The sequence below is a fragment of the Clostridium rectalis genome (genome assembly GCF_900626095.1).
Classification (GTDB): Bacteria; Bacillota; Clostridia; order Clostridiales; family Clostridiaceae; genus Clostridium_AS; species Clostridium_AS rectalis.
This window is the reverse complement of record NZ_UYZZ01000002.1, coordinates 299154-325588: the sequence shown is the minus strand read 5'-3', so window position 1 is coordinate 325588 and position 26435 is coordinate 299154. Positions and strand designations below refer to the sequence as shown.

24 protein-coding genes are annotated in these 26435 nt (G+C 26.8%); 21 read left to right on the top strand and 3 right to left on the bottom strand.

Features of this window, described 5'->3' with window-relative positions; genetic code table 11:
• Window positions 1-12 precede the first annotated feature (12 nt).
• The 12 genes from wecB (at window position 13) to EJL03_RS04180 (ending at window position 13902) form a co-directional block, all read left to right on the top strand.
• Window positions 13-1074 (top strand): non-hydrolyzing UDP-N-acetylglucosamine 2-epimerase, encoded by a 1062-nt coding sequence (gene wecB / locus EJL03_RS04235; RefSeq protein WP_125152722.1) that lies wholly within the window; start codon window positions 13-15, stop codon window positions 1072-1074.
• 20 nt (window positions 1075-1094) lie between these two features.
• Window positions 1095-2429 carry an ABC transporter substrate-binding protein gene (locus tag EJL03_RS04230; protein WP_125152721.1) on the top strand — a complete coding sequence of 445 codons (1335 nt, stop codon included), beginning with the start codon at window positions 1095-1097 and terminating at the stop codon, window positions 2427-2429.
• 22 nt (window positions 2430-2451) lie between these two features.
• On the top strand, window positions 2452-3876 hold the full coding sequence (locus EJL03_RS04225; RefSeq protein ID WP_125152720.1) for an O-antigen ligase family protein: 1425 nt from the start codon (window positions 2452-2454) through the stop codon (window positions 3874-3876).
• A gap of 17 nt (window positions 3877-3893) precedes the next feature.
• Complete coding sequence (locus EJL03_RS04220; protein ID WP_125152719.1) at window positions 3894-4928, top strand: glycosyltransferase family 2 protein; 1035 nt, start codon at window positions 3894-3896, stop codon at window positions 4926-4928.
• A gap of 133 nt (window positions 4929-5061) precedes the next feature.
• A complete protein-coding gene (locus EJL03_RS04215) occupies window positions 5062-6255 on the top strand; it encodes a glycosyltransferase (RefSeq protein WP_125152922.1) in 1194 nt (397 codons plus the stop codon).
• 60 nt (window positions 6256-6315) lie between these two features.
• Entirely contained in the window at window positions 6316-7563 is a 1248-nt protein-coding gene (locus tag EJL03_RS04210; RefSeq protein WP_125152718.1) for an O-antigen ligase family protein, read from the top strand.
• 73 nt (window positions 7564-7636) lie between these two features.
• Window positions 7637-8731: a glycosyltransferase family 4 protein gene (locus tag EJL03_RS04205; protein WP_243108642.1), complete on the top strand. Its 1095-nt coding sequence runs from the start codon at window positions 7637-7639 to the stop codon at window positions 8729-8731.
• Between the two features lie 18 nt (window positions 8732-8749).
• Entirely contained in the window at window positions 8750-10306 is a 1557-nt protein-coding gene (gene murJ / locus EJL03_RS04200; RefSeq protein WP_125152717.1) for a murein biosynthesis integral membrane protein MurJ, read from the top strand.
• A 151-nt stretch (window positions 10307-10457) separates the two neighbouring features.
• Entirely contained in the window at window positions 10458-11882 is a 1425-nt protein-coding gene (locus tag EJL03_RS04195) for an oligosaccharide flippase family protein (RefSeq protein WP_125152716.1), read from the top strand.
• A 10-nt stretch (window positions 11883-11892) separates the two neighbouring features.
• The gene (locus EJL03_RS04190; RefSeq protein ID WP_125152715.1) at window positions 11893-12546 is read left to right on the top strand and encodes a sugar transferase; all 654 of its coding nucleotides are present in this window, start codon (window positions 11893-11895) and stop codon (window positions 12544-12546) included.
• Window positions 12547-12572: 26 nt separating this feature from the next.
• The gene (locus EJL03_RS04185; protein WP_125152714.1) at window positions 12573-13280 is read left to right on the top strand and encodes a WecB/TagA/CpsF family glycosyltransferase; all 708 of its coding nucleotides are present in this window, start codon (window positions 12573-12575) and stop codon (window positions 13278-13280) included.
• 55 nt (window positions 13281-13335) lie between these two features.
• Entirely contained in the window at window positions 13336-13902 is a 567-nt protein-coding gene (locus tag EJL03_RS04180) for a nitroreductase family protein (RefSeq protein ID WP_125152713.1), read from the top strand.
• Between the two features lie 42 nt (window positions 13903-13944).
• On the opposite strand, the gene pdaA is transcribed toward EJL03_RS04180, so the two are convergent.
• Entirely contained in the window at window positions 13945-14838 is an 894-nt protein-coding gene (gene pdaA / locus EJL03_RS04175; RefSeq protein WP_125152712.1) for a delta-lactam-biosynthetic de-N-acetylase, read from the bottom strand.
• 76 nt (window positions 14839-14914) lie between these two features.
• Between pdaA and EJL03_RS04170 the strand changes: the two genes are divergently transcribed.
• The 7 genes from EJL03_RS04170 (at window position 14915) to spoVAE (ending at window position 20608) form a co-directional block, all read left to right on the top strand.
• Entirely contained in the window at window positions 14915-16672 is a 1758-nt protein-coding gene (locus EJL03_RS04170; protein ID WP_125152711.1) for an Eco57I restriction-modification methylase domain-containing protein, read from the top strand.
• A 422-nt stretch (window positions 16673-17094) separates the two neighbouring features.
• Window positions 17095-17430, top strand: coding sequence for an anti-sigma F factor antagonist (gene spoIIAA / locus EJL03_RS04165; protein ID WP_125152710.1), 336 nt, complete (start codon window positions 17095-17097; stop codon window positions 17428-17430).
• Between the two features lie 15 nt (window positions 17431-17445).
• Window positions 17446-17874 (top strand): anti-sigma F factor, encoded by a 429-nt coding sequence (spoIIAB, locus tag EJL03_RS04160; RefSeq protein ID WP_125152709.1) that lies wholly within the window; start codon window positions 17446-17448, stop codon window positions 17872-17874.
• Window positions 17875-17883: 9 nt separating this feature from the next.
• Window positions 17884-18636, top strand: a complete 753-nt coding sequence (gene sigF, locus EJL03_RS04155; protein WP_125152708.1) for an RNA polymerase sporulation sigma factor SigF — start codon at window positions 17884-17886, stop codon at window positions 18634-18636.
• A 96-nt stretch (window positions 18637-18732) separates the two neighbouring features.
• Complete coding sequence (gene spoVAC / locus EJL03_RS04150) at window positions 18733-19188, top strand: stage V sporulation protein AC (RefSeq protein WP_125152707.1); 456 nt, start codon at window positions 18733-18735, stop codon at window positions 19186-19188.
• 37 nt (window positions 19189-19225) lie between these two features.
• Window positions 19226-20248 carry a stage V sporulation protein AD gene (spoVAD, locus tag EJL03_RS04145; protein WP_125152706.1) on the top strand — a complete coding sequence of 341 codons (1023 nt, stop codon included), beginning with the start codon at window positions 19226-19228 and terminating at the stop codon, window positions 20246-20248.
• Between the two features lie 3 nt (window positions 20249-20251).
• Window positions 20252-20608 carry a stage V sporulation protein AE gene (gene spoVAE / locus EJL03_RS04140; RefSeq protein ID WP_125152705.1) on the top strand — a complete coding sequence of 119 codons (357 nt, stop codon included), beginning with the start codon at window positions 20252-20254 and terminating at the stop codon, window positions 20606-20608.
• A 24-nt stretch (window positions 20609-20632) separates the two neighbouring features.
• Here the strand turns inward: spoVAE and EJL03_RS04135 are convergent, their stop codons facing one another.
• Window positions 20633-22945 carry a transglycosylase domain-containing protein gene (locus EJL03_RS04135; protein ID WP_243108641.1) on the bottom strand — a complete coding sequence of 771 codons (2313 nt, stop codon included), beginning with the start codon at window positions 22943-22945 and terminating at the stop codon, window positions 20633-20635.
• Between the two features lie 235 nt (window positions 22946-23180).
• Here EJL03_RS04135 and yunB point away from each other — a divergent pair, with 235 nt between their 5' ends.
• A complete protein-coding gene (yunB, locus tag EJL03_RS04130) occupies window positions 23181-23834 on the top strand; it encodes a sporulation protein YunB (RefSeq protein ID WP_279222060.1) in 654 nt (217 codons plus the stop codon).
• A gap of 101 nt (window positions 23835-23935) precedes the next feature.
• On the opposite strand, the gene hpt is transcribed toward yunB, so the two are convergent.
• Window positions 23936-24463 carry a hypoxanthine phosphoribosyltransferase gene (hpt, locus tag EJL03_RS04125; RefSeq protein ID WP_125152703.1) on the bottom strand — a complete coding sequence of 176 codons (528 nt, stop codon included), beginning with the start codon at window positions 24461-24463 and terminating at the stop codon, window positions 23936-23938.
• 122 nt (window positions 24464-24585) lie between these two features.
• On the opposite strand from hpt, the gene hflX reads away from it, so the two are divergent.
• Window positions 24586-26364: a GTPase HflX gene (hflX, locus tag EJL03_RS04120; RefSeq protein ID WP_125152702.1), complete on the top strand. Its 1779-nt coding sequence runs from the start codon at window positions 24586-24588 to the stop codon at window positions 26362-26364.
• Window positions 26365-26435: the final 71 nt, after the last annotated feature.

The following is a 26435-nucleotide window of genomic DNA, read 5'->3' as shown; positions in this document are numbered from 1 at the left end:
AGGAGATAATTAATGAAGATATTAACTGTAGTTGGTGCACGACCTCAGTTTATAAAGGCAGCGGCGGTTTCTAATGTAATAAGAAAAGAACATAAAGAAATACTAGTTCATACAGGACAACACTATGATGAAAATATGTCTAAAGTTTTTTTTGAAGAGTTACAAATACCAAAGCCTGATTATAATTTAGAAATAGGATCTGGAAATCATGGTGAACAAACAGGAAGAATGCTTATAGATCTAGAAAAGATATATTTAAAAGAAAAACCAGACTTGGTATTGGTTTACGGTGATACAAATTCTACGTTAGCAGGGGCTTTGTGCGCAAGTAAATTACTAATACCTGTTTCTCATGTGGAGGCTGGACTTAGAAGTTTTAATATGAATATGCCAGAAGAACAAAATAGGATTCTTACAGATCACATATCTAAATTATTATTTGTTCCTACAGCTACAGCACAAAACAATCTTCATAATGAGGGTATAACTAAAGGAGTTTACAATGTAGGGGATGTAATGTTTGATGCTGTAATTAATTTTAAGAAATTAGCGGAAGAAAAATCACATATCGTCAAAGAATTATCCTTGGAAAACAAAAACTATATATTGACTACTATACATAGAGCAGAAAATACTAATGATATAAATAGATTAAAAAATATTATAGAAGCTTTAAATGAAAGTAATAAAGATGTTGTTTTACCGTTGCATCCTAGAACTAAAAAGTACATAGAGAATTATGGGTTAAAATTCAATAAAAATGTAAAGTTAATTAATCCCGTAGGATATTTAGATATGATAAGTTTAGAGATGAATTCAGAAAAAATTGTTACAGATAGTGGTGGTGTTCAAAAAGAAGCTTTTTTCATGAAAAAACCTTGTATAACAATGAGAGATGAAACAGAGTGGGTTGAAACTGTGCAAAATGGTTGGAATGTTGTAGTAGGAACGGATAAAAGTAAAATATTGAATTCTGTATTAAATTTTCAACCTAATATTAGTCAAAAAAGTATTTTTGGTAGTGGAAAGGCTTCCTATAAAGTTTTAGATACAATAAATAATATTTTTAAATAGATACACAGGAGTTGTATATTATGGATAAACGTAAAAACTTGTATTTAAAGTTTATAAGTGTAATTTGCTTAGTTTTAATTATACTATCTGCTTTATATAGATTTGATTTAAGGAAAAAAGAAATTAGTAATGATGACTATGAGTTTTTAAAGGATAAAACTATAGTTAGAGTATGGTTGCCTAAAGATAGGGTATCAAATACAAGAGAATATCAAATTCAAAAGTTTAATGAAGATAATAAAAATATTTATATTATGTTAAGTTTATATGATAATAGGGATTATGATAATATATTAAAAACTGCATTAGCGGCTGAAAAAGGTCCAGATATAATGATTTATGGTTTTTTTGAGTTAATCAAAGATAACTACATAAAAACTTTAGATGATATAGACAGTTTAAAAACAGATGATTTTGTTTATTTTAATGGTAATCCTATTGGGGTAAGGGTAAACGAAGAAAATGTAAAGTTTATTTGGAATAAAGATATATTTAAAAAAGCGGGACTTGATCCAAATAAACCACCTAAAAATTGGAATGAAGTATTAGAATATAGTAGAAAGATAAAAAAACAGTTTCCAGATATAGTACCGTTTCAATTTCCACTTATAGAGTATGAAGATTTTAAACAATCTATAGGAGAGCCAAGTGTTAATTTGGATAAAATATACACATCTTTTTGGGATTATGAAAATGGAGTATATAATTTTGATTCCTCTAAGGAAATTCTTAAAGTGTATAACAAACTTTACAATGAAAAATTATTAGATGATGAATTCGACAAGAAAAGCAAGAAGGATTTAAGAACAAACTTTTATCAGGGGAATGTAGCCATGCATATATCTACATTTGAAGATAAAGGGTATTTTTCAAACATAATCCCTTTAAATTTTGAAACTGGTATAAGTAATTTACCTAAATTCAATGACAGGGATAAAGATAGACAATACTATTTATCTAATTCCAACTTTTTATGTGTAAATAAAAATACTTTAGAAAAAAGTAAAGGAGAGCAAAAAGCAGTAAAGCAAGTGCTACAGTGGTTAACATCAGAAGATGCTAATAGAGAGATTTTGAGTACTAGAATGGCAATATCTCCTACTATAAATGAAACCCAGGTTAAAAATGATATTTATAAAGAATACAATGAAGTTTCAAATTTCAAAACTGAGGTATTAGATCCATCAATATTTATTTCTAGAGATTCGGCTAAAACAGTTAAACTTTCTGTAGAGGCCATTAAAGGGGATAAATCAATAGATGAAGTTGTAAAGGAACTAAATTATTCCTATAAAGAATATTGTGATTTAACCAATAAATATAGAAAAATACAACTAAATACATTTAAAAAATAAAGTTTAATAAGGAGTAATAAAAATGAAATATTACTTACAAAAAATTTTACACTACGATAAAAAGGTACTTGGCTGTAGTTTTTTGATATCTTTTATAGTAGCTATTTTGAACGTTAATGGAAATAGTAAAAAAGATGTCTTTATGTTATTTAGTGCTACTTTTTTACTGTTAAATGAAATATATTTATCATTTAAAGATGGTAAAAAATCGGTGTTATTATTTTTGATTTCACTACCATTCTTTGTTACAGCACGAAAATTTGTTCAAATTGATTTTTTTATATTTAAAATATCATTTGAAACTATATTTATTACTACGGTTTTTATATATAACATTAAAAACATATTTACTAATATAAAATATAAATTAAAAACTGGTGATAAAAATACCTTTAAATTTTATATATTAGTGTCTTTGTTTATAATATTTGTTTATAATTCTAATTCATATTCTGTTTATTTTTGGAAAAGTATTAGTGATACATATCTAGGTGTAGTTACACCTATTATGTTTATGCTAATTATAATAACTATGTTTAATAAAAATGATATGAGAAATATAATCTATTCTATAATTTTAAGTGTTAATTTAAGTTGTTTATATGGTTTTGTACAAATATTTAAGGATGGTATATCCTTACATAATATAAATAAGAATAGAGCGCTATTAACATTTGGTTATCATAACGTGAACATATTTGCAGGAATTTTAGTCACTGTTCTGCCTTTTGTACTGGAATATATTTTATATAATAAGAATAGTAAATCAGAAAAAAAATTTCTTTATAGTTCTCTATGTATACAAACTGCAGCATTATTAATAACATTTACTAGAGGAGCTTGGCTAAGTGCGCTTATAGCAGTATTTTTAATTCTAATAAGTAAGAAATATAAGAAATTAGTAATAGTTATGGTAGTAATAGGAGCTATATTAATAAAGCCAGCTATGTCTTTTATATTAACTAGAGGGAACAATGTATCTAGTTTTTTAGAAAATGAATCATCTATAGCCAGAATTCAATCCATTTATACGGATGTTAGAATAATTAAAGATTATCCATTTGGAGTTGGTATGAGTAGTTTTCCAGAGTATTATAAGGAGTTTGCAACTAGAGGGTATTTAATGATGCCAGAAGATTTAAGATGGAAAGTAAAAGCGGCTCACTATATGTTGGAACATGCTCATAATATAATACTACAAATAGGAGTGGAATTTGGATTAATTTCTTTATTAATTTATATATTACTTATGGTTAATAGAATAAAGGTTTCTTTTAAAGATTATAGTAAAAATAGGAGTTTATTTGTATCTTTAATAACCTATCTTATTTTTTCTACTTTAACTGGTAATGAATTTAATCATAAAGGTGTAATAACTGGCACAATTATAATATTTTTAGTATTAGGATTAATGGAAATTAACAATGAAGGTTCAGTAGAGGCTTAATAATGGGTGGTGAATTTATGGATAAGAAAAATATTACAACAGTTTCTGTTGTAATTCCATGTAAAAATGAAGTAGGATACATAAAAGAATGTCTAGATTCTTTTATTAATCAAAGTTATCCTAAAGAGCTATATGAAATTTTGGTTTGTGACGGTTTTTCAACAGATGGAACACAGGAGATAGTAAAAAAATATGAGAACAATTATAAAAATATAAAGTTAGTATTAAATGAAGGTATAACTGCTCCAAAAGGAATGAATCTAGGTATAAGAAAAAGTAAGGCAGATGTAATTATTATATTTGGAGCTCACGCATATGCTGACAAAAATTTTATCAAAAATAATGTAGAATTATTAATGAGAGATTCTAGCATAGGCTGTGTAGGTGGCCCTATAGAAACTTTAAATAGTTCTAGTAAAGGAAAATCTATAGCTTTAGCTATGAGCTCTCCTTTTGGTGTTGGCAATGCTTTGTTTAGGTATGCTAAAAAAGAAACCTTTGTAGATACTGTAGCATTTGGCGCATACAGAAGAAGTGTTTTAGATAAGATAGGGTATTTTGATGAAGAACTTGTTAGGAATCAAGATGATGAAATAAATTATAGAGTAGTTAAAAGTGGATATAAGATATTACTTTCTCCAAATATTAAATCTTATTATTATAGTAGAGATTCTTTAAAAAAATTATGGAGACAATATTATCAATATGGGTTTTGGAAAGTAAAAGTTATGCAAAAGCATGGAAAAACTGCTTCAATAAGGCATTTGGTACCTATGGCCTTTGTATTAACTAATATATTAGGATTATTATTAGGATTATTTTTTAAGCCTATTCTTATCTTATGGGGTATAGAAGTTTTAACTTATGTATTAGGAGATTTAATATTTTCTTTAAAAGTTAGTAAAAAAGAAAAGGGTGTTTTAAAGTATATACCAATAATTTTTCCTATATTACATATTAGTTATGGAATAGGTTTTTTACAAGGTTTGTTGGTATTTTATATTTTTAAATCTAAAAAGTCCATAGAAAATAATAAAAAAATATCAAGATAAATATAAACTTTTATAGTAATATATATGGATAAAATAACTAATATGTTTATTAGTTATTTTATCTATATATAAATTGGAAACTATAGTAAATTCATAACTATAACAAATATTCACTGTATAAGGGGGCTTTATGATGAATGTATTAATATTATCGCATATGTATCCATCAACCTATAATAGTATATCCGGGGTCTTTGTACATAAACAAGTGAAGGAATTAGTTTCTTTAGGGTGTAATGTTAAGGTTGTTTCTCCAGTACCTTGGGCTGGGTTCCCCTTAAATAAGATAAATAATAAATGGTATAAGTATTCTAAAATTCCATCTAAAGATATAATAGATGGAATAGAAGTATATTATCCTAGATATTTGGAATTCCCTAAGGGTTATTCTTTTTCAAAGTCTGGGGAAAGAATGTATAAAGGTGTGAAAAATTTAGTGTTTCAATTACATGAAAAATTTGATTTCAATATTATACATTCCCATGTAGCTTTACCGGATGGATATTGTAGTATGTTATTAAATAAAAGATTAAATATACCTCATTTCATTACAGTGCATGGACAGGATTTTCAAAATACCATAAATAAAAATGAAGCATCAAAGGATGCTGTTTTTAAAGCACTAAAGAGCACAGATGAAATAATAACAGTAAGTACTAAATTAAAAAATATTGTTAAAGAGTATCCTTTTTATGAAAAAATAAGTGTTATAAATAATGGAGTGGATGTAAATGAACTTATAGCAGAGAAAACAGTAAGTGAAAAAGATTTCCCAGATATAGATATATTAAGTGTTTCTAATCTTATAAATACAAAAGGAATAGATATAAATATAAAAGCTGTATATAAGCTAGTAAAAAAGTATCCTAATTTGAAATACCATATAATTGGAGATGGAGTTGAAAGAATAAATTTAAGTAAACTTGTAGAAGACTATGGGCTAAAAAAGAATGTATTTTTCTTAGGTAAATTAGAACATAAACTGGCAATGGAGTATATGAGCAAATGTAAAATCTTTTCTTTACCAAGTTGGAAGGAAGGATTTGGAGTGGTTTATGTAGAGGCAATGGTTCAAGGTAAACCGGTTATAGGAGTAAAAGGTGAGGGTATAGAAGATGTAATAAAACATGGAGAAAATGGTTTTTTAGTAGAACCAAAGAATGTGGAAGATTTAGTATGTGTAATAGATAATTTACTAAAAAATAAGCACATTGCAGATGATATTGGTAAAAATGCTAAAAAAACTGTAATAGAAGGGTTTACATGGAATCATAATGCACAGAACACACTAAAGTTATATAAACACATTATTAATAAAAAAATATGATATAATAATTAAAATAGTGTAGTGCATTTTATTTTATGATAATTTAGGGAGAATGTAGTTATGAAAAAATTCGGTGATTTTTTATCTTACATTATAAGTGTATATGTTTTTATGTTACCTATACTACCTAGTAAATTTAAATATAAAAATATACCTTTTAATGCAGATATCTTGCTAGCGGCTATGATATTTATATGTATAGTAGCTATAGCTTTAAAGAAGGATATAAGAAATAAATTTATACATGAAATAAGAAAGGATTTTTTCAAAAATTTAAACTCATTGTTTATGTTTTTATGGATTGCTATGATGTTTATAAGTGTTTCATATGCTACAGATAAAAATCTAGCTTTAAAAGAATCTTTAAGAATTAGTACATATTTATTTTTATTTTTTATAATTAAGTATTATATTATTGAAAGAAAAATGATAAATAGAATTATGTACTCATCAATAGCATCAGCTGTAATAATAGGGATTATTGGTATAATGCAATATTGCTTAGGAAAAGGAATAAAATATTACGGAGGCAGTGAAGCAGTTTCGAGAATAATATCCACTATGGAGAATTCCAATAATCTAGGTGCGTTTTTTATTTTATTTCTATTTCCATTCATTATATTGTTTATGAAAGAAAAAAATATTAAAAAGAAACTTATATTTGCTTTTATGTTATTAATAGTTTTATTGAATATAGTTTTATCATTTTCCAGAAATGCTTGGCTAGCTATAATTATAGGCTATATTGCCTTAATTTTTATATATAATTTTAGATTGGTGTATGGAATAATTATTGCTACACCAATAGCCATGATCATACCGCAAATATCAAGTAGAATTAAAGATATTGGAAATTTAAGCCAAAACTTATCAAGACTAAGTTTATGGGAAATAGCTTTAAAAATGATAGAAGATCATAAAATATTAGGTGTTGGAAATGGTAACTACAGAACTTTATATGAGGAATATTATAAAAAAGTAAAAAAGATTGGATATTATAAAGCGCATGAAAATTTTCATCCACATAATGCTTTTTTAAAGGCACAATGTGAATTGGGTATTATAGGTTCTGTATCCTTAGTAGGCTTTTTAGTTGCCTCACTTATAAAAAATAATAGGTTTTCTAATGAGGTGGATAATAATTTTTATAAATATTTTTATAAAGGTTTTACAGCTTCTATAGTGGCCTTTATGTTTATGAATTTTATTGATAATTTTTTCTCTGCACCTAAGGTGGTAACTTTCTTTTTTATATTTTTAGCTTTAAGTGATTCTTATTCACATAATATTCAAAATAAAAGTTTGTAAAAGGAGTTGTTTAAAACTCCTTTTTTAAATATCATTATATTTGTAAAATATAATGTGCTAGGAGATGATTTAAGTGAAGGTACTTGAAATTATAACGGGAAATGATATAGGTGGAGGCGGCAAACATGTTCTAGATTTATGTTACTATTCTAAAGACTTATTTCATACTGTATTAGGATGTATTGGGGAAGGTCCTTTATATAATAAGGCAAAAAAACTAGGAGTAAAAACCACATTATTTAGTAGTAAGAGTTTCATAAATAATGAAATACAAAAATATATAAAAAATAATAATATTGATATAGTTAATTTTCATGGAGCAAAGGCTTTTTTTACCCACTATTTCGTTAATAAAAGATTGAGCATACCATCGGTGGCAACAGTGCATAGTAATTATAAGGAAGATTTTTTAAATAATAAATACAAGTACTATTTATTTACGCCTTTAAGCATCAGAGGGATAAAAAGCTTCAAAAATCATATATGTGTATCAAACTATATAAAAGATATTTTAAATAATGATAATGTGAAAAGTAGAAAGTTTATTATAAATAATGGAATAGACTTAAATTATTATGAGGGAGGTAAATGTAATAATGATTTAAGAGTAAAATTAAATATTAAAAAAGAAGAATTTATTTATATAATGGTAGCTAGAATGCATCCTATTAAAAATCATAAATTATTAATTGAAGCTTTTCATAAATTGACGAAGGAATATAAAAATATAAAATTACTTTTAGCTGGGGAAGGTGTAGAAGAGGAAAAATTAAAAGAAAAAGTAAAAAATCTAAATTTAGATGATAAAGTTCTATTTTTGGGTTTTAAAGATAATATAGAAGATTATTTAGAAGTATCGGATATAAGTGTATTAACATCTTTAAATGAAGGAGGATCACCTCCTTTAGTTATACTAGAAAGTGGTATAAAGAAAGTGCCTGTAATAGCTTCAAATGTGGGTGACATACCATTTACTATAAACAGAAGCAATGGTTTTTTAATAAATCCTACGTCCATGGATGATATTTATGATAAAATGAAAGAAGCTTATAATAATAAGAATGAATTAAATATTTTAGGTGAAAACTTGTACAATACTGTAATTAGTAAATACTCTATGAAAAATTTTTGTAAATCTTATTATGAATGTTATAAAAACTTAATTTAGTGTTTTGGAGTGAAGTATATGAAGGAGAATAAAGCTTTAAAAAGTTCTATTTTTGTTATGCTATTAATAATATTAGGAAAAGTTTTTGCACTAATAAGAGATTCTTTAATAGCCGCAAAATTTGGAGCTTCTTATATAACAGATATATATATTTCTTCATTGGGAATAGTTAATCTATTAACTACTATAAGTTATGGTGTAACTACTACATTTATACCAATACATACAGAAAATTTAAATAATGGAGATAAAGAAGAAAGTAATAGATTTGTAAATAATGTTATTAATACTTTTTCTATAGGAACTATTATATTAACTATATTAATGATAGTATTTTCAAAATATATAATCTATATTATCGCTCCTGGATTTCAAAAAGATGTACTGGTATTTAATACATCAGTAAAGATAACTAGAATAATGCTTTTATCTTTGATTTTTGTAAGTTTACAAAGTGTTGTTACAGGGGTTCTCCAAACACATAAAAATTTTTTTGAACCTGCGGCTATGGCAATGGTCTCTAATATAGTTTATGTAGTATATTTAGTTTTTCTAACTAATAAGTATGGATTGCCTGGATTTGCAGTTGCTATAGTGTTAGGATTTTTTACTCAATTTATAATAAATATACCTAAGTATAAGAAGTTAGGTTATAAATATAGTACATATGTTAATATTCAGGATACTAAGATTAGGCAAATGTTTAAATTAACAGTACCGGTTATTATAAGCACATCAGTTATTCAGTTAAATGCTCTTATAAATAGAGCCTTTGCTACAAATATATTTTTTGGAGCAACTACTATATTAGATAATGCCAATAAAATTAATACATTGGCATATGAAGTATTTGCTATAGGTATAGCTATGATAGTTTATCCAACACTTTCTCAATTAGCAACTAAAAAGGATAAAAGAGAGTATAAGAGAGAATTAAGTAGGGCTATAAATATAATACTCATAATAATGGTACCAGCTGCAGTGGGAATTGCAATACTTAGAGCACCACTTATAAATGTGATTTTTAAAAGGGGAGCTTTTACTGAAAGTGCGGCAGCTCTAACTTCACAAGCGCTACTATTATATACTCCTGCTATGGTTGCTTATGGAATAAGAGATATTTTAAATAAGGCTTTTTATGCTATAAAGGACACTAAAACTCCTATGACTAATAGTTTTATAGGAATAATAATAAATGTGGTTATAAATATTTTATTAATAAGATATTTAGGCGTTAGTGGACTTACATTAGCAACTAGTATATCAGCAATTATTATAACTATAATAATGCTATTAGATTTAAATAAAAAATTAGATGGTATAGGTTTTAAAAATATAATTAAATCTTTTATAAAAATAATATTAGCTGCTGCTTTTATGGGTATAATAGTTAATATTGTAAACAAGTATATCTTATTTACTTTAGGAGATGGAATTAAAGGAAGTAGCATATCAATTTTATTTTGTATGGTTATTGGTATAGTATTTTATACCTTAGTTATATATTTATTAAAAGTAAAAGAGATACAGGAGATAATAAATCCAGTATTTAAAATATTAAGACTTAGAAAATAAATAGTGAATTATGTTGTAAAGAAAAAATAATTTTGATATAGTATAGACAGAATTCTTAGATTAAAAGGTATTATATATATATTTATAGATTAAAAACCAAGATTTTATAAAATTTATGAACTTTATGTATTTGTATTAGGAGGAAATTAATATGAGTGATAGTCCCAAGCAGTTTATAAAAAGATTTATCGGTTTTTCAATGGGACCAATACTATCTGCTATTGTTAGTTTTTTTATTGTACCTATAACTACATATTTTGTAGTCCCTAAGGAATTTGGAAAAGCATCTATGTATACAATGGCTTTAAGTATTAGTTCAATGTTTATATATTTAGGTATGGATCAATCTTTTACAAGGGAGTATAATGCGGAAGAAGATAAAAAGGCTTTATTTTGGAATTCATTAATTGTTCCTTTAGTATTTTCAATAATATTAGGAATTTTGTATATGTTTTTTTATAAACCATTATCAATACTAATGATTGATAATGTGGATAGGTATATTGTAATTATACTAGCTTTATCACTACCTTTTTCAGTTATAGATAGATTTAATTTATTACTTATAAGAATGCAAGAAAAAGCTAGACTATACTCCCTTTTTAATGTGATGAATAAAATTATAAATGTTATAATCCTAGTTCCTTATCTTTTATTTATAGACAAGAGCTTTAAAGGTATTATAAATGCAGGTTTTGTAGCATTAGTTTTTATGTGTGTATTAGAATGTTTTTTTACAAGAGATTATTGGTTTACTAAATTTAAAATAAATAAAGTGTTAATAAATAAAATGTTTAAATTTGGATTACCTTTAGTACCGGCGTCTGTCATTGTATGGTTTTTAAATTCAATGGATAAAATAGCTATGAGGCAATGGTCATCCTTTGAAGAAATAGGATTGTATTCAGCAGCTTTAAAAGTAGTTACAGTGGTAAGTATAGTTCAAAGTGCCTTTTGTACTTTTTGGACACCAACTGCATTTAGATGGTATGAGGAAAATGTAGAAGGGGAAAGATTTATTAAAGTAAGTAATATGTTAATGTGTTTTATGAATTTTATGTTTGTAGGTATAGTTTTATTTAAGGATTTAATAATAAAATTATTAGGTACAAGTTATTCTAGTTCATCTGTTATTGTTCCATTTTTATTACTGCTGCCTGTAATGTATACAGTATCTGAATCTACATGTTTAGGAATATCTTTTTCTAGAAAAACATCTTATAATATAATAGTATCACTAATAGCTGCTATAGTTAATTACTTTTTAAACTATTTATTAGTTCCTAGATATGGTGCGTTAGGGGCGTCAATAGCTACAGGAATATCATATACAGTTTTCTTTTGGACCAGAACTCTTATATCAAGAAAATTATGGTTTAAATTTAAATTAGGTTTTTATATATTAAATACATCTTCTATGTTGCTTTTAGCAACATTAGATTTAGTTTATAATAATATTTATGTAGATTTAGTTATAGCTTTGTTAATTGCATATATAAATAGAAAAGAAGTTAAATATATTTTAGCGTATGTTAATTTATTTTTAAAAGATAGAAAGAATAAAGTTGTGGCATAGGAGGGTAAAAATGGAGTGTAAAATGCCTACTATAGATGTAGAAAAGGATATAAAAGGGAAAAGATTTCAGTTTGTAATAAAAAGATTTTTAGATATAATATTATCATTACTAGGAATAATTTTACTATCACCTATTTTTTTGATTTTATTTATATGGATAAAACTAGACTCAAAGGGTCCTGCACTTTTTAGGCAAGTTAGAGTTGGCTTAAATGGTAATGAGTTTGTTATATTTAAATTTAGAACCATGATAGTAAATGCAGACAAAAATAGAAAGCTGGAGATAAATCCTGAAGATATAGGAAACTTTGTTTTTCAAAGTAAAGAGGATAATAGAATAACCAAAGTAGGAGTATTTTTGAGAAAAAGTAGCTTGGATGAGATTCCTCAACTGTTTAATGTATTAATTGGAAATATGAGCCTTGTTGGCCCAAGACCTGAAATTCCAGATGTAGTAAAATACTATACAAAAGAGTATAAACAAAGATTATTAGTGCCTCCAGGAATAACTGGTCTTGCTCAGATAAGTGGAAGAGGAGAAATAGAACTTCAGAAAACTATACAATATGATTTAAAATATATACAAAATTTTTCTCTATGGTTAGATATCAAAATTTTATGTAAAACAGTTTTTTCAGTTTTAAGAAAAGAAGGGGCTTTTTAAAGCTTATTTTAACTTAGGAGGAATATATGTTTTCCAAAATTCTTAATTATAATATATTTAATGGAAGTAAAGAAGAATTAATAAAATATATTAATAACATGGAAAAGGTACATGTTATATCAGGTAACCCTGAAGTGTTAACTAGTGGACTTAATAATAAACAATTATATAAAAATTTTATCTCAGATAAATCTGTAATAATACCGGATGGAGTAGGTACAGTAATAGCTTCAAAGTTAGTAAAAGAACCTGTTAAAGAAAAAATAGCAGGAATTGAGGTAATGGAAGAGCTATTAAAGTATTGCAATGAAAATAGTTTAGGAGTATATTTTTTAGGTACAAGAGAAGAGACTTTACTTAAGTGCATTGAAAATATAAGAGAACGTTATCCTAAAATTTTAATTAAAGGGTACCATAATGGTTTTTTTAATTTAGATAATTGTAAAAATATAGTAAATGAAATAAAAACAGTGAAACCTTATATTTTATTTGCTGCAATGGGTTGTCCAAGACAAGAAAAGTTCATATGTAAATATATGGAAGACATACCTAGTAAAATATTTATGGGTGTTGGAGGTAGTTTCGATATATTTGCAGGCGAATTGAAAAGAGCACCAAATTGGATGATAAAATTAGGATTGGAATGGTTATATAGAGTTTACAAAGAACCATATAGAATCAAAAGATTAACTTCTATACCGAAGTTTTTACTTAAAGTTAATAGGGAAAAATAAGTTGCATACTTTGTTTAATTGCTACACATAATAGTTTTAAAGGAGTGTGGTTTCTATGCAATTTTATGACGTTATTGAAAAAAGAACAAGTATAAAAAAATTTAAAAATACCAATATATCTAAAGATAAAGTGGATAGAATGATTACTGCTGCGATGATGGCTCCTTCTTGGAAAAACCAAACCTCTTATAAATTTATAATAATTGATGATGAAAATAAGAAAAATGAATTAGCTAATGCAATAGCAAACAAAACTGATGAGGCTTCGCAGTCAATAAAAGATGCACCAATAGTTGCCATAGTAGTAGCAAATCCTAATGAATCTGGAATGGTTAATGAAAAAGAATACTATTTAGTAGATTCAGCTATTGCTATGGAACATTTTATTTTGGCAGCAACTGAAGAAGGATATGGGACTTGTTGGATAGGAGCGTTTGATGAAAATAGTGTAAAAAATGCTTTAGATATACCTAAGGATTACAAAGTTATAGCTATGACTCCAGTAGGAGAGGCACAAGAAAATAAAGAGCACTATGATAAAAAAGATATAAGGGATTATGTATTTATAAACTCATGGAATAAATCTTATACAAAAAAATCTAATTCTCAATATAAAAATTAAAAAATAAGATTATCCGGAAATTAATCTGGATAATCTTATTTTTTATTTTAATTCATCTAGTGTTCCAAACCTATACCCTTCAGCCTTTAATTCTTTAATAACAGAATCTAATATTTCTGTATTAGTTTTTGAAACAGCATGTAGTAAAAATATACCTCCATTATGGGCTTTATTAATAATTTTTTTCTTAGCGAAATCATGACTTGGTTGTTTATTTATGTCCCAATCATGATAGGCAAAACTCCAAAATATTGTTTTATATCCTAATTGTTTAGTATATTCTAAGGATAATTCACTATATTTACCCATTGGGGGTCTAAAAAATTTAGGCATTTTCTTACCGGTTGCATCTTCATAGGCTTTTTCTGTATCTAGTAACTCTTTATTGAAGGCATCTTTCCCTTTTAAAGCAGTTTTTGCCATGGAAGGATGATGGTTAGAGTGATTACAAACTAAATGCCCTTCTTCTGACATTCTTTTAATTAGGTCTTTGTTACTATTAATATACGGAACTACAACAAAGAACGCTGCTTTAACTTTATTATCTTTTAATATATCTAATATTTTTGGAGTATAACCATTTTCATATCCTTCATCAAAGGTTAAATATATAACTTTTTTTGAAGTATCTCCCAAATAATAGGCACTATGGTTTTTAATTAAACCTTGTATGTCTGTTGGAACTTCAGGTGCGAAAAACCAATCTCTTTCCTTTGTTTCATAATTTTTATTATTAGATTTAGATACAGTTTCTTTAACATCAGTACTATTTTCAATAGAACGTTCTTTTGAAGAATCTGTTATTTTGTTTTTTATATTATTGGAGGATATATTTTTATTTAAATAATTAGTTGTTTTACTGTTAGTTGATTTACATCCTATTGTAGTTAAACACAGTGTTAAACAGAGAGAAAGTGCTAAAGTTTTTTTCTTCATATTTTATCACCTACCTTTATATGATATACTTTATTTTGTGTGTAATAATAAATTAATATACTTGTGGAGATTTTATATGATAGATAATAATTTTTTTATAGAAAAAATTAAGGAATTATACAGCATTATTTTACAACCCATAGAAAGTATGTACAAGATAACAGCTATTAACAAATATAAAAAATTCCTTGGTGTAGGGCTTAATTCTACTTTTGGAGAAATATATATTAATATATTAAAAGGTAATAAAAATTTAGGAGTGGTATATACTCCCAATGAAATATCAGTTTATATGATAAGAGAAATAATTAAAAAGGAGGATTTAATTAATAATGCTTTTATTAAAGTAATTGATCCCTCCTGTGGTTGTGGTAATATTTTAATTCCATGTTTCATGTATTTATATGAATTATATATGGAAAACTTAGATGAAATAAATAAATATAATGATGTTAAATTGAATAAAAGTAATATATCAGAACATATTATTAAAAATAATTTATATGGTATAGATATAGATGAATTAGCAATAAAGATACTAATTATAGATTTATTCGTAAAGTCAAAATTTATTGAAATAAATAATTTTAAAATAGCAGATTTTTTAATTGATAATATTAATGAGAAATTTCATTTTATTATTGGCAATCCTCCTTATGTGGGACATAAATTAATTGGTAAAGAATATTTCAGAAAATTAAAATGCAAATATGAAGAAGTGTACAATAATAAAGGGGATATGAGTTATTGCTTTTTTAAAGCGGCATTAAAATTCTTAAAAAGTAATGGGAAAGTGGCTTTTATTACATCAAGGTATTTTATTGAATCACAAAGTGGAGAAAAACTTAGAAAGTTTATAAAAGAGAATTTTTTCATGTATAAATTAGTAGATTTTTATGGATTACGTCCTTTCAAAAATATAGGTATCGATCCAGTAATAATATTTTTGGGAAAAGATAAAATCAAAGAAAACAGGCAAATAGAAATTATAAAACCTTTTAATCATAATAAAAAAGAATTTTACAATTCATTATTTTTAAATAATGGAAATTGTTTAAAAAAGTTTTATATAAGTAAAAGTTATTTGAATAATGATGGATGGGTTTTAAAAACTAAAGAAGAATTTAAAATAATTGAAAAGATAAATAGTAAATCTGTATTTAGTTTAAAAGATATATGCAATAGTTATCAAGGAGTAATAACAGGCTGTGATAAAGCTTTTATTGTAACAAAAGAGGATATAATAAATGAGAATTTAGAAAAGGATGTAATAAGACCTTGGATTAAAAATAGTTGTATAGAAAAAAATCACATAAAAGATAATTTATCATATATAATATACTCTGATCTTATATCTGATATAGAGTCGTATCCTAATATAAAAAATCATATTAAGCCTTTTAAAAATAAGTTACTTAAAAGAAGAGAATGTGTAAAAAACATGAGAAAATGGTATGAACTACAATGGGGAAGAGATTATAGAATATTTGAAGAAGAAAAAATAGTTTTCCCATATAAGAGTAGTAAAAATAGATTTGCACTAAATAAAGGTAGCTATTTTAGTGCAGATGTGTATTGTATAATTTTAAAAAAAAATAATGAGTTTACTTATAGTGATTTATTAGATATTTTAAATAGCGATTTATATCAATTTTACTTTCAATCTTTTGGAAAAAAGCTAGGAGAAAATATATATGAGTACTATCCTAATAATCTTATGAAGATAAAATTACCTGATGTATCTAAAATCAAAAGTTTTGAAGATGATAGTATATACACATATTATCAGCTGGAGGAAAAAGAAATAGATATAGTAAAAGAAAATTGCTTATAAAATTATAATTTAAAACTCTATATATTTTAATTTATATTTCAATAAAAAAAGTTTTTATTGAAATTGAAGATGCACAAAAATTTTAAAAAGATACTGAAGTTTTTAATTTGCTAAACAATGTAATAGAATAATAGAAATAAAAGATGATATGATAGTTCAGGATAAAAATATGTGAATTTAAGTGGTGGTTAATAGTTTTATTAGCCACCACTTAAAATTTAATAATTCCTTAAGGAATATAAGGAACCAATATTAATAAATATAAATTATATGAAAATAATGTATAAAAATAAAAATAGTGGACAAAATAAGGGATAAGTTTGTAATAAAAAAAGAAGGAAAAAATTGTCATATGTAGAATATAATTAATGTACTATATTCTAAAAATGGACAAAATAATTATTTAAAACGGGGGGAAATATATGTATCTTAATTTTGAAAATAATGGAGACAAACTATTGGTTTACATGGCAGGAGAATTAGACCATCATAGTGCAGAAGAAGTAAGAAATAAGATAGATGATAGAATCAATAGAGATGATATAAAGAAACTTATAATGGATTTTTCTTCTGTATCATTTATGGATAGTTCAGGTATAGGTGTAGTCATAGGGAGATATAAAAAATTATCTTATAATAATGGTACTGTATGCATAACTAATGTAAGTGATAATGTAAGAAGGGTTTTTGAATTATCTGGTATGTTTAAGATAATAAATTTATATGACAATAATGAGGAAGCTTTAGAGAATATTTAATGGGGGGAAATTATAATGTACGATAACATGATAAAAATAGAATTTCTAAGCAGATCTCAGAATGAAAGTTTTGCTAGAGTAGCTGTAGCATCTTTTGCATCTCAACTTGATCCTACTATAGACGAGTTAACAGATGTAAAAACAGCAGTATCTGAAGCAGTCACCAATGCTATAATACACGGATATGAGAATGGTGGAGGAATGGTAAAAATAGAAGCTTTTATACAGGGTAGAGAACTTACAGTTATAATTTCTGATGATGGACGAGGCATAGATAATATATCACTTGCAATGCAGCCATTATATACATCAAGACCAGATCTTGAGAGATCTGGAATGGGATTTACTGTTATGGAGTCTTTTATGGATAATTTAAAAGTAGAATCACAAAATGGGAAGGGTACAAAAATTATAATGAAAAAAGTTTTTAAATCTTTAAGTTAGGTGAATAATATGAGTGGAGAAGCGGTAAAAAAGGGTATATATGATTATGAGGATAATATAAAACTTATTGAAAAAGCAAGAGGTGGAGATAAAGATGCTCTTGACAAAGTAGTTGAATTAAATTTACCTTTAGTGTCTGCAATAAGTAAAAAATTTTTAAATAGAGGGTATGAATTTGAGGATATATATCAGATTGGATGTATGGGTCTGATTAAGGCGGTAAATAATTTTAATACAGACTATGAAGTAAAGTTTTCTACATATGCAGTACCTATGATAATGGGAGAAATTAAAAGGTTTATTAGGGATGATGGTATAATAAAAGTTAGTAGGAGTATTAAAAATACCGCAAGAAAATTGCACTATGATAAAGAGGCTTTAGCCAAAATATTAAATAGGGCACCTACTATAGAAGAATTATCTAAGTATTCCGGGGTGGAAATAGAGGATATAGTTTTTGCTACAGAATCATCTAATAATATGCAATATTTATATGACACAATACATCAAGATGATGGAGCACCAATAATGTTAATAGATAAAATAAGTAATGAGAAGGAACAAGATAGTGATATAATTAATAAATTAGCTTTAAAAGAAGCTTTAAATAAATTGGATGTAAAATCAAGGCAAATAATAATGTTAAGGTATTTTAAGGATAAAACTCAGGTTGAAGTGGCTAAAATGTTAGGTATAAGTCAAGTTCAGGTATCTAGAATAGAAAAAAGAGTGTTAAAAATTATGAAAGAAAAATTAAAATAGATAAAAATAGGATAATAAATATATTATCCTATTTTTTTGTTTAAAATTCTATTTTAAGCATAAAATAATACTAAGTTTTTAAAAAGAGGTGATTTTATGAAGAAAACTGAAAAAGATATAAAGAAAGAATTCCAAAAGTTAACTACAGAAACAGAGCCTAAAAGTAATATTTTAAAGGATTGTTTTTATGCTTTTATAGTTGGAGGAATTATATGTGATATAGGTCAATTTTTTAATAATTATTTTTTAAGTAAAGGAGTGCCTAAAGAAGAAGTAGGAACATATGTAGCAGTAGTTATGGTATTTATAGGTGCATTACTTACAGGTGTTGGAATATATGATAGGATTGCTAATTTTGCGGGAGCAGGTACTGTAGTCCCCATAACAGGTTTTGCAAATTCAATAGTATCTCCAGCCATGGAATTTAAAAAAGAAGGATATGTATTTGGAGTAGGAGCTAAAATGTTCACTATAGCAGGTCCTGTACTAGTATATGGTATTAGTACTTCAGTAATTGTGGGCATAATACATTATCTAATTAGTTTATTTTAAATTTTATTGAAATTATTATTTCTAAGAAGGTGAACATGTGAGTAAAAAAATAGGGAAACAAACTTTAAGGATAGAAAATAAACCTAAAATAATATCTACATTTAGTGTAGTAGGCCCTAAGGAAGGGGAGGGACCTTTAAAAGGATATTTTGATTTAATTTTAAATGATGATTTAAATGGAAAAGATAGTTTTGAAAAAGCTGAGAGTAATATTTTATATACTGCTGTAACTGAAAGTATAAAAAAAGCAAATTTAAAGGAAGAAGATATAGATTTTTTGTTTGCAGGAGATTTACTAAATCAATTAACTTCATCTAGTTTTGCTGCTAGAGATATGAATATACCATTTATAGGTTTATATGGGGCATGTTCTACTATGGCTGAATCTTTATGTATGGCTTCCATAACAATGGATGGAAATTTTGCTGATTATGTAGTGGCAGCAACTTCATCTCACTTTTCAGCGGCAGAAAGACAATTTAGGTTTCCATTAGAGTTTGGTAGTCAAAGAACATTAAGTTCTCAGTGGACAGTAACTGGATCAGGTGCCATGGTTTTAGGAAAAGAAGGGAATTATCCTTACACCACATATGTTACTATAGGGAAAGTAAAGGATTATGGAATAACTGATGCCAATAATATGGGCGCTGCTATGGCTCCAGCAGCCGTATCTACATTATATAGCCATTTTAAAGATACAGGAAGGAAACCAGAGGATTATGATCTTATAGCTACAGGAGATTTAGGAAAGGTAGGCAAAGAGATTACGGAAAAACTACTATTGGAATATGGATATGATATTAGAGCTAATTATATAGACTGTGGAGAAGAAATATTTTTTAATGATAAACAAGGGACTAATGCAGGAGGAAGTGGTTGTGGTTGTTCAGCAGTGGTTGGATGTGGTTATATTTATAAAAATATGTTAAAGGGTACATTGAAAAGAGTTCTGTTGGTTTCTACAGGAGCATTACTAAGTACTACATCATCTTTGCAAGGAGAGACTATTCCAGGAATAGCACATGCAGTATCAATAGAATATGGAACTGGAGGCAATTAGAAAATGGATTATTTAAGAGCATTTGTAGTAGGTGGATTGATTTGTGTGATAGCTCAAATAATAATGGATAAAACAAAAGTAACTCCTGCTAGAATATTAGTAAGTTTTGTTACTATAGGGGTTATATTAGGAGCACTTAATATTTATGATGTCATAATAGAGTATGGAAAGGCAGGGGCTACAGTTCCTTTGCCTGGTTTTGGTAATTCCCTTGCTAAAGCAACTATAAAAGAGGTAAATGAAAAAGGGCTGATTGGAGCTTTTACTGGTGGAATTAAGGGAGCAGCGGGAGGAATAGCAGGAGCTATAATATTTGGATATATTATGGCAATACTTTTCAATCCAAAAACAAAAGAATAAAAAATACCCTATTTAGGGTATTTTTTATTGGTCAATTTTATCATCGTTATTATCTATATTGTTACTATCCTTTGGTGGTAGTAAAGGGTTAAGTTTATCTTTATTATTTTTATCATTTTTTTTATTATCAGGCTTAGATTTCTCTGGCTTTTTTTCTTTCCTTGGCGCTGAATAGTAAGTATGATAATTACAAATTGAAGAAGGGGCTGTGCCTTCAATAAATAATTCTGTAATTATTCTATCCTTAGGACATGAATCTGTAGCCATTCCACCAGAGTCAAGACATATAGGATATTCAACTATTCCAGAGGGTTTATTAATATCTTTATATTCTAAGTTTTTATGAGCTTCTTTCATTATAGTTCCCCATATTAATGCGGCGTCGCTACTTCCTATATATTTACCAAAGGTATAATTTTCATTAAAACTTGAGTGATCATCTTTACCTATCCATACAGCGGCTGAGTAATAAGGTGTAAGACCACAAAACCATAAATCTATGGACATATTAGTTGTACCAGTTTTTCCTCTTACCATAGGACTAAAATTAGCGGCGTAACCAGTGGAACCGGATTTTCCACTAACAGGACCTTTTAGTAAATCATACATTATATAAGCAGCTTGAGGGGAAAGAACTTTTGTTGATGAATAATTTTTCTCTAAAATAGTTTTGCCAGACCTGTCAACAACTTTTTTATAAAAATTGGGCTCAGACCTCATTCCATTATTACCAAAAACCCCGTAAGCAGCAGCCATGTCTAAAGTGTTAGTACCACTAACACCTTGTTTCCCACTTAGCTGACCTAAGGCTAGAGCAGACATACTTGTTTCATCTGTAGATTTATCTAATTTTAATCCAAATTTTTTAGCATATTCCGCACCGGTTTGTAATCCTAATTCATGTTCTATTCTAACGGAAATTACATTTTTAGATTTCATTAATCCTTCTCGTAAAGGCATTGTTCCTTCAAATACGTTAGGACTATTTCTAGGATTATAAGGACCATTATTTGTTGGATAAAGATTACCTATTTCAGCAGGTACAGGAGCATCATCAAAAGGTGAGGCTGCTGTAGCTATTTTAGTATCTATTGCTGGGCCATACACAGTTAAAGGTTTTATACTAGAACCTGCTGCTCTATAAAATTCAGTGGCTCTATTAAAGGACATAGGAGGCTGTGTTCCCCTTCCACCTATTAAGGCCTTTACATCTCCTGTATGATAGTCCATTATAGTTGCAGAAGCTTGAGGCTGAAGTATTTTGTTACTATCTGAATTGGAGTTAATACCTAATATTTTATCCATATTATTTAAAGTGTTCTGCGTTGAATCTTGAAGATTTTTATCCATAGTAGAATATATTTTCAATCCGCCATACATTATCATACGTTCAGCTTCTGTTTGACTTATATGATATTGAGATACTAAATCATTTTTTACCTGTTTTAGTACTTCTCTGGAAAACCATTCATAATTTAATTTATCTGTATTATTAGATGATTTTTTAAAAATTAATTTATTATTATTTATATCTGATATAGCTTTACTATAATCAGAAGAAGATATAAACTCATTTTCTTGCATTTTAGAAAGTACGGTTTTTGTCCTATTTATGTAAGAAGTTGTATTTTTTTGGGACATTGCGGCATAATAAAAGGTTGAAGGACTTTGTATAACACCAGCTAAAAAAGCGCTTTCTATAAGAGTTAAATCTTTAGCGCTTTTATTAAAGTATTGTTTAGCACCAGCTTCTACTCCATAGGCACTTCCACCAAGTGGTATTGTATTCATATATGCTTCAAGAATTTGATCCTTAGTTAATTGTTTTTCTAGTTGGAGAGCTAAATACATTTCTTGAACTTTTCTTTTAATTTTAACTTCGTCTGATAGTAATGTCTTTTTTATAAGCTGCTGAGTTATTGTTGATGCACCTTGTATACCAGATTTTCCGGTGAGTTTATTGCTTAAATTTTTTATTACAACTCCGAATAATCTTTTTATATCTATTCCTTTGTGACTCATAAATCGTTCGTCTTCTATACTTACAATAGCATTTTTTAAATTATTAGGTATAACATTAGAATAAACTATAGTTCTATGTTCATTAGATACTACTGTATCCATAAATTTTTCACTATCATTGTATATTACTGATGGTTCGTTAAGACTACGTATTTTATTTATGTCTAAAGGGGGAGCTGTTTTTATCATAGCAAGACCTATACCCATTCCAGCAACTAATGTAAATATGGAAATTAAAAGTATAGTAGTGAATGCTATTTTTAAGACTCTAAAACGGGTTTTTTTCTTTTTTTTCCCCATTTTCCTTTTAACCATAATTTTCCTCCTGAACATTCTATTATTAATTGTAACCAATTTTAAAATATTATATCATACAATAGGGTTTTTATGAAATGAATTTATTAGCAATTAATACTGATTTTATAAGCTTTATAATAAAATATTTAAATGGGTAAAATGAGACCAGAAATTCAACTTAAAAGTTTTAAGAATATTTTCTTTAAGTTATAAATATAAGTTAGTGAATGATAAAAATAGGATGTGAAGAGCTATAAAAAGTTTTAAATTTAAACTTATGGTATGGTTTATTTTAATCATTAGTAGTTTTTATATATTCCTTTATGCCTTTGATAATATAATTTCTCCTACTATTATAACTGTAGCTGAATCAGAAATGAAAGCTAAAGCTTCTGAAGTTATGAATAAAACTATAGTTAAAAATTATGTTAAAGAATTTAATTATGAAGATGTAATTAATATAGAGAAAGATGAAGAAGGGAATGTAGCCATGATAAAAGCTGATACTTTAAAGATGAATAAAATAGCATGTGATGTTGCATTAGAGGCACAGGAAGAATTAAAGAAATTAGGAACTATTGGTATAAAAATTCCCATGGGATATATTTTTAAAAATAATATATTAGCTTATTTTGGCCCTAATATTACAGTGAAAATGCAACCTATTGGATATATTGAAACAAAGTATGAATCAAATTTTGAAGGGGCTGGAATAAATCAAACAAGACATAAAATATATGTTCAAGTTATAAGTAATATGAAAATAATAATTCCATTAAAAAATACTGATATTAAATTAAAAAGTGAAATGCCTATATCTGAAACTATAATAGTTGGTAAAATACCTAATACCGCTATTGATCTAAATTTAGATAGTGCAGGGTTTAAAATAAGAGCTGGTAATTAAATAAATATTTCAGATGGAGTATAACTCCATCTGAGGTTAAAAAAAACAATTGACAGAAAGCTATATAAGCTTAACTGTTAATTGTCAATTTAAAATCATTTTTATTTTTCTTCCCAATTAAATATATATGGAATATTTCTGTAAAAATCTCCATAGTTTAATCCATAACCAACCACAAACACATCTGGAATTTCAAAACAACAGTAATCCGGTTTTATATTTACTTTTCTTCTCTCAGGTTTATCTAATAGCACACAACTTTTAACAGAGCTAGCACCTAAAGATTTCACATGATTTACTACAAAATCCATAGTTATACCTGTATCTACTATATCATCCACTATTAATACATCTAACCCTTCTATATTATCTGGGATATCGTTAACAACCTTTACCATTCCAGTAGATATTTCAGCATTACCATAGCTTGAAGTGGTCATAAATCCAATTCTAGTAGGAGTGGTAATTTGTCTTACTAAATCCGCTGTATATATAAAGCTTCCTCTTAACAAAGAAAGTACATATAGATTTTTGTTTTTATAGTTTCTTGATATTTCTTTACCTAATTCAGAAATTCTTTTTTTTATTTGTTCTTCTGATATTAATATATTTTCTTTCTTTTGTTCCATTACAAACCTCCACCATACAAATATTCATATAATATTTACAATATTGTTTTTATAGTATAAAATTATATGAAAGTTGTCAAGGTGGAAAGGTTTATTTTGTTAACTATTAAGGAGATGATAGTGTGATAAGCGGTAATATAGATGGTGTAAAAGATAACATCTTAAATAGACTTGAAAATATATATGACTGTAAAGTAGCTAAAGATGAAGTTTTCAATTTTGAGTTAGCTCAATTAATAAGTAATGTAACTATGGAAACAGGTAGAGAGGTAAGTGTATCTATAGATAGAAAAGGTAATATAATAAATGTAGCTTTAGGGGATAGTACTACCGTTGAAATGCCTTTAATTGATATAAAAGAAAAGAGATTATCAGCAGTAAGAATTATTCATACACATCCAAATGGTAATTCAAGATTATCAGCTTTAGATATATCTGCTTTAATTAAATTAAAACTTGATTGTATTACTGCAATTGGAGTAGATGAACATGGTATTACAGATGTAACATTAGGATTTTGCACTATAGAAAATAATATTTTAACATCAGAAGTAAGTAGAAAGATATCTTTACAAGAGGCTATGAGTTTTAATTTAAATCATAAGATTAAATATATAGATTCTATAATAAAAGATAACAATATTGAGGAGGACACTAGTGAGAGGGCAATATTAGTTGGGGTAGAAAGTGAAGAAAGTTTAGATGAATTAGAAGAATTGGCTAAAGCATGCAATGTAGTAACTGTAGATAAAGTTCTTCAAAATAGAACTAGGGTAGATTCAGCATTTTATGTTGGAAGTGGTAAAGTTGAAGAAATAGCTTTATTAAGGCAAGCTAGAAGGGCTAATGTGGTAATTTTTGATGATGAATTAACTGCATCTCAGGTTAGAAATTTAGAAGAATTTATTGGTGTAAAAGTAATTGATAGAACTACATTGATTTTAGAAATTTTTGCTAAAAGGGCTAAAAGCAAAGAAGGCAAAATTCAAGTTGAATTGGCTCAATTAAAATATAGATTACCTAGACTAACAGGACTTGGAACTATACTTTCAAGAACAGGTGGAGGAATAGGAACTAGGGGACCTGGTGAAAAAAAATTAGAAACAGATAGAAGACATATAAGAGCAAGAATATACGATCTTTCTAAAGAACTTGAAAAAATAAAAAAAATTCGACAAACACAAAGATATAGTAGAAATGATATACTTAAAGTTTCTTTAGTGGGATATACTAATGCTGGAAAATCAACTTTGAGAAACTTATTATATAATACTATTCCTGCGAGAGAAGGGACCCAAAAGGAAAATGTTTTAGAGGCAGATATGTTATTTGCAACTTTGGATACAACCACAAGAGCTATAGTATTACCTAATAATAATACTATAACATTAACAGATACAGTAGGTTTTATAAGAAAACTACCCCATGATTTAGTAGAAGCCTTTAAGTCTACATTAGAAGAGGTTATTTATTCAGATTTATTACTTCATATAGTAGATGTATCTTCAGAAAATTTTATGGAACAAATTAATGCTGTAAATAAAGTATTAGAGGAATTAGGAGTAGTGGATAAACCTATAATAATGGTTTTAAATAAAATAGATAAGATTAAATATGAGGAGTTAGACTATATAAGAGATAAATTTAAAAAATTAGATTATATAGAAATTTCAGCAAAGGAAAATAAAAATGTAGATATACTTTTGCAATTAGTTATAGATAAACTACCATATACATTGAAAGAAGCAGAATTTTTAATACCTTATTCTGATCAATCAATGGTTGCTTATCTTTATAGAAATGCTAATGTAAGTAAAGAAAAATATAAAGTAGAAGGAACATATATATATGCTCAGGTAGATGAAAAGGTATATAATATTTGTAGTAAATATTTATTATAGGAACATGCATAAATGAACAGTTAAAAATTTTTAGCTGTTCATTATTCATATAGTTTAAAGATAAGGAGGTT

Bases quoted from the DNA above. Each gene is read 5' to 3' on its own strand.
- sigF (WP_125152708.1), top strand. From the start codon at position 17,884: ATGAGTGGAGAAGCGGTAAAAAAGGGTATATATGATTATGAGGATAAT.
- murJ (WP_125152717.1), top strand. From the start codon at position 8,750: ATGAAGGAGAATAAAGCTTTAAAAAGTTCTATTTTTGTTATGCTATTA.
- EJL03_RS04185 (WP_125152714.1), top strand. From the start codon at position 12,573: ATGTTTTCCAAAATTCTTAATTATAATATATTTAATGGAAGTAAAGAA.
- spoVAE (WP_125152705.1), top strand. From the start codon at position 20,252: ATGGATTATTTAAGAGCATTTGTAGTAGGTGGATTGATTTGTGTGATA.
- spoIIAA (WP_125152710.1), top strand. From the start codon at position 17,095: ATGTATCTTAATTTTGAAAATAATGGAGACAAACTATTGGTTTACATG.
- EJL03_RS04170 (WP_125152711.1), top strand. From the start codon at position 14,915: ATGATAGATAATAATTTTTTTATAGAAAAAATTAAGGAATTATACAGC.
- EJL03_RS04135 (WP_243108641.1), bottom strand. From the start codon at position 22,945: ATGGTTAAAAGGAAAATGGGGAAAAAAAAGAAAAAAACCCGTTTTAGA.
- EJL03_RS04220 (WP_125152719.1), top strand. From the start codon at position 3,894: ATGGATAAGAAAAATATTACAACAGTTTCTGTTGTAATTCCATGTAAA.
- EJL03_RS04225 (WP_125152720.1), top strand. From the start codon at position 2,452: ATGAAATATTACTTACAAAAAATTTTACACTACGATAAAAAGGTACTT.
- spoVAC (WP_125152707.1), top strand. From the start codon at position 18,733: ATGAAGAAAACTGAAAAAGATATAAAGAAAGAATTCCAAAAGTTAACT.
- EJL03_RS04195 (WP_125152716.1), top strand. From the start codon at position 10,458: ATGAGTGATAGTCCCAAGCAGTTTATAAAAAGATTTATCGGTTTTTCA.
- wecB (WP_125152722.1), top strand. From the start codon at position 13: ATGAAGATATTAACTGTAGTTGGTGCACGACCTCAGTTTATAAAGGCA.
- EJL03_RS04210 (WP_125152718.1), top strand. From the start codon at position 6,316: ATGAAAAAATTCGGTGATTTTTTATCTTACATTATAAGTGTATATGTT.
- EJL03_RS04180 (WP_125152713.1), top strand. From the start codon at position 13,336: ATGCAATTTTATGACGTTATTGAAAAAAGAACAAGTATAAAAAAATTT.
- EJL03_RS04215 (WP_125152922.1), top strand. From the start codon at position 5,062: ATGAATGTATTAATATTATCGCATATGTATCCATCAACCTATAATAGT.
- pdaA (WP_125152712.1), bottom strand. From the start codon at position 14,838: ATGAAGAAAAAAACTTTAGCACTTTCTCTCTGTTTAACACTGTGTTTA.
- EJL03_RS04190 (WP_125152715.1), top strand. From the start codon at position 11,893: ATGGAGTGTAAAATGCCTACTATAGATGTAGAAAAGGATATAAAAGGG.
- EJL03_RS04230 (WP_125152721.1), top strand. From the start codon at position 1,095: ATGGATAAACGTAAAAACTTGTATTTAAAGTTTATAAGTGTAATTTGC.
- spoIIAB (WP_125152709.1), top strand. From the start codon at position 17,446: ATGTACGATAACATGATAAAAATAGAATTTCTAAGCAGATCTCAGAAT.
- hpt (WP_125152703.1), bottom strand. From the start codon at position 24,463: ATGGAACAAAAGAAAGAAAATATATTAATATCAGAAGAACAAATAAAA.